Consider the following 7,623-nt stretch of genomic DNA (forward strand, 5'->3'; position numbering starts at 1 on the left):
GGTGCGTCTAATGCCGCCCTAAATTCGTTCCCCCGCTCCGCCTCCAGCTAACTGGCTCATGACGGCATTCGCTTTCCCACCATCAACATGCCGCTGGTTCTCACCCCGATGATCGCGCCCACCAAGCTCTATAATCATGTTCCCCCCATCAGCCCCGCCCAGGCAGCGGACATGATCTGTGATGCCATCGTGCGCCAGCCCAAGCGTATCGCCACCAATCTTGGCGTGATGGGCCAGGTAATGCACTTCCTGACTCCCAAGGTCACCGAGACCATCATGAATACCGGCTACAAGCTATTCTCGGATTCCTCCGCGGCCCTGGGCGACAAGGAAAGCTCACCGAAGAAGATTCGCCGCGAACAGGCAGCCTTTTCACGCCTTTTCAAAGGCATTCACTGGTAAGCACGTCCTTCCGGCCACCGGCTTCTGCCGGTGGCCGCCTTTCTCCGTGCAGTGCACAGCTGCGCTATTCCTTCTTGTTCAGTGCCAAAATGTACGCTTTTTTACGTAATGAGAAAGCCATACAAAAGAGCTGCCTCTCTCACGGAAAACACTGAGGAAAAAATTCAGCCCCCCGCCGGACTCTCACGCCTTCTTCACAGCGCTACACTTTGTGATGCAGTTCACAAAATAAGGTTGCTTATCCCCTATGTCTATCCCAACGGTTTACTGACCCAGTCACGCAGTTGAGCCAGTAACCGCGACCCAGTAAGGAGTCTGGTCATGGTTACCTACCCTAAATCCCTGTTTACAGCCTTTTGGCTGTTTGTCTTTTCCGCGCTGCTAGCAAGTTGTGGCGGTGGCGGCAGTTCCGGCAACGGACTGACTGCCGACGCACGATTAGCCACCAGCAAAATCGACCCCAGCGAACCCTGCCGAACCTTGTTTGCTGGCCAAACCATTGATGTAGGCACCGTCTGCCTGGAAACCGATGCTCATTTCCTCTACATCACCTATGAAACCACCGGCGGCTGGCTCCTCAATGAGGTCCACCTGTTCGCGGGAGAATCCCTGGATGACATGCCGCAGACCAATAACGGCAACCCGATTCCCGGCCAGTTCCCCTACGTCGCCGAGGACCTGGACACCAACACCTTCCAGTTCAAGATCCCTCTGGATGACCTGACAGCCGAATGCGGCGATCTGGTTGCCCTGGCGGCCCATGCCGTTGTCAGCAAGACCGACGGCGACACCACTCAGGAGGAAACCGCCTGGGCCGATGGCGACCGCATTATCGATCGCGGCAACTGGGCCACCTGGAGTGAGTACCTGATTGACTGTGAAGATGACGATCCGCCCCCACCGGTATGCCCGGGCGCTGAAACCGCCTATGGCGTTGGTGACAAGACCTTCGAGGAACTGGGCTTCGGCAACTGGGGCTGGCAGATCACCGTGCTGCCCGGCGACGATGGTAGCGTGGATCTGTATGCCGGTGCCGGCCAGCATGATCTCAGCAAAGGCACCCATGTGGGCACCGTCAGCTACACCTATGACGGCAGCTTCCTGCACCTGACCTATGAGACTTTCGAAGGCTTTGGCCTGCTGGAAGCTCACGTCTATGCAGGAGCAGAAGAACTGCCTACCAATGCACCCGGACTGTTCGGCAACACCCAGGAGCCGCTGGAACCCACCAGCATGCTGGACTTCACCATCGCGGTCGACGCTGACCCGCTCTACGTAGCCGCCCATGCGGTGGTCGTGGGCACCGATTGTGAAGCGGAAGAGGAGCCACCGGTAGAGGAGACCGAGCAATAACCGGCGAACCGCTGCCCCGTCGCTTTCAGACGGGGCAGCCAGCAATCTGACAACGCATAAAGAAAGGCCCCGGAAACCGGGGCCAAAGAGTTCCGGAGACAACCGGAAGCATACGCAGCGGGATCATATCCCGCTGCTATCCTCTCTCCTTCCCTATCAGCACGCCTTGATCGACATCAATGTTTTTGCCCGCAGCCACAATCGGCAGCTGTCTGCGAAGACAAGCACGCATTCTCGCGCTGACTACACTGAAGCCATGGGACAACTAACGCTTCGCCACCACCCCACCGCCATCGCCCTGTGCCGCGCGCTTTTCCCCGCCGGGGAGACCCTGCCGGCGGCAGATACCGATGCACTGCTCGGCAAGATGGATACACAACTGGCCGGCCATCCGGCCCTACAACGCAGCCTGAAAGCCGGCTTGCTGTGGCTCGATAACCGTCATCGTCTGGTGCGGGGTCGTGCCTTCCATCGAGCCAGCCGGGCCCGCCAGGCCCGCTTTCTCGACAAACTGGCCACCACCACGGTGTCCGGCAAACTGCTCCGCCTGCTGGCTCTGCCCTTCAAGGCCGCCTATGTACTGGATGATCAGGTGGAGCACGCCACCGGCTGTCGGCAACCGGTGCAACTGCCCGCCCAGATCGAAACCTTTCGCTGGCAACAGCAGATCACCGCCGCCCGGGACTGCGAGGAAGACCTGACTCTGGAAGCGGATGTGGTGATCCTGGGCAGCGGCGCTGGCGGCGCCGCAGCGGCCTACGAGCTGGCCTGCCGAGGCCTGGCCGTGGTGATCATTGAGGAAGGCCAGTATTACGACCGCAGTCACTTCAACGGCAAACTCACCGAGGTGATCCCCAAACTCTACCGCAGTTGGGGCGCCACCGTGGCCACCGGCAATGCCATCATCCCGGTACCGGTGGGCTGCAATGTGGGCGGCACCACCACCATCAATTCCGGCACCTGCATGCGTACCCCGCCATCGGTACTGGCCCGCTGGCGGGAACAGGGGCTGCATGGTTTCACCGAACAGAATCTGGCCCCCTGGTTCGAGGGCGTGGAGCGCATGCTCTGCGTACAGCAGGCGACGGCAGAGACTGTCGGCCCCATTGGCGACATCATCGACCAGGGCGCCGCTGCCAATGGCTTCCTGCAGCGCCAGCCGCTGATGCGCAATGCCCAGGGATGTGACGGCCAGGGGCTGTGTCAGTTCGGTTGCCCCACGGATGCCAAGCAATCCACCAACGTGAGCTACATTCCCCGGGCCCTGGAACGGGGCGCCTTCCTGTTCAGCGGCTTCCGGGCCGAACGATTGCATCGCCACGGCAACCGCATTACCGGCGTCACCGCCCGCGGCACCAATACCGCCGGGCGCACGGTGACGCTGCAACTGACCAGCCAGCGCACCATTGTTGCCATGGGCAGCCTGTTCACGCCCCTGTTCCTGCAACAACAAGGTGTACGCAACCGTCACCTGGGTCGCCATCTGACCCTGCACCCGGCAGGGGTGGTCAATGCCCTCTTTCCGCAACAGGATCTCGCCAACGGGCGCAGCATTCCTCAGGGGTACGGGGTATCGGACTGGGAAGAACAGGGCCTGATGTTCGAAGGCGGCACCATACCGCTGGCCGGCCACAGCCTGCTCAACCCCCTGTTCGGGCAAGACTGGGTGCGTTTTACCGAAGACTATCCGCATACCGCCTACTTCGGCTTCATGATCCGCGACACCAGCGAGGGGCGGGTACGCCGGGGGCCGCACCGGGGGCTGCCGCTGATCCGCTACCATATGAACCGGCAGGACTTTGCCCTGTTCAAACGCGGCATCCATGCCCTGGCATGCTGGTATCTGGACGCGGGTGCCGAGCAGGTGCTGATCCCCGGCCTTAACCGCATCGTGCGCATTCACAACCGCGCCGAGCTGGCGCGTTTTCTGCGCTCTCCCCTGAAACCCACGGATTTCCTGATCAGCGCCTATCACCCACTGGGCACAGCGCGCATTGCCGCCTCTGCTCGACAGGGCGTCTGCGACAGCAATCACCAGGTATTCGGCCACCCGGGCCTGTATGTGATGGATGGCGCCAGCGTCCCCACCAGCCTGGGCGCCAACCCGCAGGTCACCATCATGGCCATGGCCAGCCGGGCCGCCGACACCCTCGCCCGGGAACTGCTCGACGAGATCGATTCCACCCACACACCACCACAAGGAGAATGCGCATGACTTTGGGCCTGTTACTCAAGGAACGTATGAGCGGCTGGCTGCAACTGGACAGTCAGGGCCGCCAGCAACCCTTTGCCTTCCAGATTCGCGCCTTTACCACCCGCATCTTCAGCGTCAGTGCCCCGCGTTACTTTCGCGGCACCGTCAGCCTGGACGGACAGGACTTCGCCTGCGAAGGGGAACTGACCATCCATTTGAACGGCCCCCATTACTGGCTCACCTTCAACCACCCGGAGCTGGGCCCGCTGCGCGTGGAAGGCAAAAAGCAGTACGGACGCAACGGTCTGCTGGCCTCGCTGATCACCTGCCCAATGACGGTCTACCGGAACCAGCAGACCATCGGCCAGGCGGAAGTGGCTTACCGGGAAAGCATGCTGGCCTTTCCCTTTACTGCCCTGCGACTGGTGGACGAACAGCAGGCTTACCAGCAAGATCATGGCATCGGCTCATCCCGCTGATCGTCCAGACCAAGGAGCCCCCCATGATTCCCTACTACGGCCTGCAGGCACCCCCCAAAGGCGGCCACTACGAATCCTGGTTTGTGCGCGCCAATCATCCGCACAAACCCCAGGCCATCTGGATTCGCTATACCCTGTTCCGCGCCCGGGACCGGCGCCCGGCCCTGGGGGAAGTGTGGGCGGTATGGAGTGATGGTGCCCGGCAACGCACCCACGCGTTCAAGGAAGAGTTCCCCCTGGATGCCTGCCGTTTCAGCACCGCAAAGATGCAGGTGGACGCCGGTGATAACCATCTGCAGCCTGGTGCCCTGCAGGGACAGCTGCGCCGGGACAACGAACAACTGAGCTGGGATCTGCACTACGATGACGGGGAAGCCCCACTGCTGTTTCTGCCTGAGAGCTTCTACCAGCGCCCCCTGCCCAAGGCCAAGTCGCTGGTCAGCCGCCCCCATATCCGCCTCAGCGGCACCCTGACCCTGAATGGGGAAACTATTGTGCTGGACCAATGGCCAGGCAGCGAAAACCATAACTGGGGAAGCCAGCATACCGACCGCTATGCCTGGGGCCAGGTAGTGGGCTTCGACAACGCGCCGGACGCTTTTCTCGAATGCGCCACCGCCCAGGTGAAGGTGGGGCCGCTGTATAGCCCGCAGCTGTCCATTGCGGCCTTGCGGCTGGACGGGGAAACCCTGCTGTTCAACAGCCTGTCCCGTGCCCTGCGCGCCAACGCGGACTACCGCCCTTTCCAGTGGGCCCTGCAGACCGGTAACGGCGATGCTCGCTTAAGCATCAACATGACCACGGTGGCAGACAGGGTGGCCGCCCTCACCTATTACAACCCGCCCGGCGGCAACAAGATCTGTCTGAACAGCAAACTGGCCAGCGTCACCGCCACCTTGTCCCGGCGCGGGCAACCGGAGCGGATACTGCATAGCGCCCACGGCGGCGCCTTTGAAATTCTGACCGATCAGTTGCCGGCGGATATGAGTCTGCAGATTTAGGACCGCGTGGACCACATTGCTTTCCAGGCTCTTAAACAGAAGCGAGTGACGAGGGACGAGTCGCGAAAAGCAATACGGGCTTGCCCTTCGCAACTCGCGCCTCATCACTCGCTGCCAACCGGCAACGTATCACCAGCACCGCAGCCTCTCGACCGGGCGTTGCGGTTCAGGTCACGCCGTTCCCGCCCTGTCGGGCCAGCACCGGTGCCAGCGCTGGCGGCGAGTAGGCCGGCCCCTTGAGGACCTTGCCGCGCTCATCCTTCACCGGCCTGCCATCGGCGCCCAGCTTGCTCATGTTGCTGCGATGCACTTCCTCGCAGGTGGCGTTCAGATCTATGCCGAAGGTATGCCCGGCGCCATAGGTAACGTAATTGATGTCTGTGAGTGCATCGGCCACTTCCACCAGGTCAACACGAAACCCGCCCAGCGACGTCAGTTGCTCCCTGGCCACCGCCAGGGTGTCGAGAAAGGTCTGTTGATCCGCATCGGGCTGCTGGCAAGTGGCCTCAGCCAGTTCGTGAAACTCTTCCAGCAGCAGGGCCAGGCGCAAGCGGATAGTGGCATCGTCCGGCACTACCGGTTGCGGCTCCACCGGCAGGGAAAAGGCGCGGTGGAACTCACCCACCCGATGAAAGTTGCTGGGTTGCTCAGCCTTTGCCATCGACTTCCTCCAGGAATGCGATCACTTCACGGTTGACCTCGGCGCCCTGTTCCATCTGTATCCAGTGCCCACACTGGTCCAGCATCACCGTACGCAGGTCCGGAATGTAATCGGGCATCCGCTGAAGGGCCTTTTGACCAAACACGATCACCGGGTCCTGCATGCCACCGATAAACAGGTTGGGCATGGGAAGCTGCCAGTTATCATCGTCGCGGCTTTCTTCCCAGGACGCATCCATGGCCCGATACCAATTGATTGGCCCGGTAAAACCGCTGTGCTGGAAACGTTCCACGTAATAGGCCAGGTCTTCCTCGCGCATCCAGCGAGGCTGCTCGTCAGGGGTAGGCATGGATTGCAGAAAGCCGGTGTCATCCGGGCGCGCCCGGAAATCTGCGATACCATCCGCTGACAGGCTGTGGAAGATCTTGCGCAGACTGGTGGGCACATCCGCTTCCAGCTCCTGCTCCGGCAATTGCGGCTGCTGGAAGTAGAGCATGTAGAAGAAGCGATCCTCAAACAGCCGCTGCATGGAGACGGTGGGCGCCTCCGGAGCCGGCCCGCCATAGGGGACCGACATGCCCACCACCGCACGAATCATCTGTGGATAGCGGCGCGCCACCTGCCAGGTCAGCGCACACCCCCAGTCGTGACCGATCAGGATTGCCGAGTCATGGCCCAGCGCCTTGATCAGGGCGACCACGTCCTCCACCAACACGCTTTGCCGGTAGGCATCCACCTCCACCGGGCCGCCGGTATAGCCGTAACCGCGCAGATCCGGCGCCACCGCGTGGTAACCGGACTGTGCCAGTACCGGCAACTGGTAGCGCCAGGAAGCCCAACATTCCGGAAAACCATGCAGACACAACACCAGAGGGTGTCCCGGGTCCCCGGCCTCAGCCACGAAAAAATCCAGACCATTGGCGGCAAGCTGCCGCTCACGCATAAATGCCATACTCACTCTTCCCGATCTCGGTTCAGCCGGTCTCCGTAGACAACTACTTACCCGGCACGACGAAAGTGCTATTGTTAGCATATTCGTCTGCTCATTGTTGTGATGTCGGCGCAGGTGCAAAACCAACAAGAACTCTGCACCGTTTCGGCGGTCTTAGCCGACGCAGAGCCAGCCCGGGCCCACGAAGTTGCCCGGATCGACCTGTGAATCTGACAGCATGACCCGCCGCTGACAAGCGTGCAAAGTGACCGTTACGACTCAAACAGGGAAGCATCGTGACCGAGGAGCCGCAAGGACAAGCCCGCCCCACGAAGCCCAGCCGCATTGGCGAGTGGCTGGCTCCCTATGTGCCGGAATACTTCCCGGTGGCCTGGAAGCTGGGCCTGTCCATTTCACTGCTGATTTTGTGCGGCATGACCATTCTAGGTTCCCTGCTGCTCAACAATCAGCTCGACCGCATGCGCGATCAGGCAGACACCTTCGGATAAGCCATTGCCCTGCAACTGGCCAATACCATCCGCGAACCCCTGCTGGCCGATGACCCATTCCCGCTAAAGGTCCGGCACAATAACCTGACCCGC

Annotated in this window: 8 protein-coding genes; 6 read left to right on the top strand and 2 right to left on the bottom strand. The window is 61.4% G+C overall.

Going from position 1 to position 7,623, the window contains the following annotated elements:
- Positions 1 to 87 precede the first annotated feature (87 nt).
- The 5 genes from ACFE0K_RS11365 (at position 88) to ACFE0K_RS11385 (ending at position 5,429) form a co-directional block, all read left to right on the top strand.
- The gene (locus ACFE0K_RS11365; protein ID WP_434536172.1) at positions 88 to 402 is read left to right on the top strand and encodes a hypothetical protein; all 315 of its coding nucleotides are present in this window, start codon (positions 88 to 90) and stop codon (positions 400 to 402) included.
- 321 nt (positions 403 to 723) lie between these two features.
- Positions 724 to 1,755: a hypothetical protein gene (locus tag ACFE0K_RS11370; protein ID WP_434536173.1), complete on the top strand. Its 1,032-nt coding sequence runs from the start codon at positions 724 to 726 to the stop codon at positions 1,753 to 1,755.
- A 256-nt stretch (positions 1,756 to 2,011) separates the two neighbouring features.
- Complete coding sequence (locus ACFE0K_RS11375) at positions 2,012 to 3,970, top strand: GMC family oxidoreductase N-terminal domain-containing protein (RefSeq protein ID WP_434536174.1); 1,959 nt, start codon at positions 2,012 to 2,014, stop codon at positions 3,968 to 3,970.
- Complete coding sequence (locus ACFE0K_RS11380; protein WP_434536175.1) at positions 3,967 to 4,428, top strand: hypothetical protein; 462 nt, start codon at positions 3,967 to 3,969, stop codon at positions 4,426 to 4,428. Before ACFE0K_RS11375 ends, ACFE0K_RS11380 begins: the two co-directional genes overlap by 4 nt.
- 23 nt (positions 4,429 to 4,451) lie before the next feature.
- Positions 4,452 to 5,429 carry a hypothetical protein gene (locus tag ACFE0K_RS11385; protein WP_434536176.1) on the top strand — a complete coding sequence of 326 codons (978 nt, stop codon included), beginning with the start codon at positions 4,452 to 4,454 and terminating at the stop codon, positions 5,427 to 5,429.
- 166 nt (positions 5,430 to 5,595) lie between these two features.
- On the opposite strand, the gene ACFE0K_RS11390 is transcribed toward ACFE0K_RS11385, so the two are convergent.
- Together ACFE0K_RS11390 and ACFE0K_RS11395 are read right to left on the bottom strand one after the other, a co-directional pair.
- On the bottom strand, positions 5,596 to 6,090 hold the full coding sequence (locus ACFE0K_RS11390) for a hypothetical protein (RefSeq protein WP_434536177.1): 495 nt from the start codon (positions 6,088 to 6,090) through the stop codon (positions 5,596 to 5,598).
- Positions 6,077 to 7,042, bottom strand: coding sequence for an alpha/beta fold hydrolase (locus ACFE0K_RS11395; RefSeq protein WP_434536178.1), 966 nt, complete (start codon positions 7,040 to 7,042; stop codon positions 6,077 to 6,079). The genes ACFE0K_RS11390 and ACFE0K_RS11395 overlap by 14 nt, the downstream gene beginning before the upstream one ends.
- Before the next feature lie 275 nt (positions 7,043 to 7,317).
- Between ACFE0K_RS11395 and ACFE0K_RS11400 the strand changes: the two genes are divergently transcribed.
- Positions 7,318 to 7,530, top strand: a complete 213-nt coding sequence (locus ACFE0K_RS11400) for a hypothetical protein (RefSeq protein WP_434536179.1) — start codon at positions 7,318 to 7,320, stop codon at positions 7,528 to 7,530.
- The last annotated feature ends 93 nt before the right edge of the window (positions 7,531 to 7,623 follow it).

Origin of the sequence: Alcanivorax sp., from assembly GCF_051117345.1 — a bacterium.
Lineage (GTDB): Bacteria > Pseudomonadota > Gammaproteobacteria > Pseudomonadales > Alcanivoracaceae > Alcanivorax.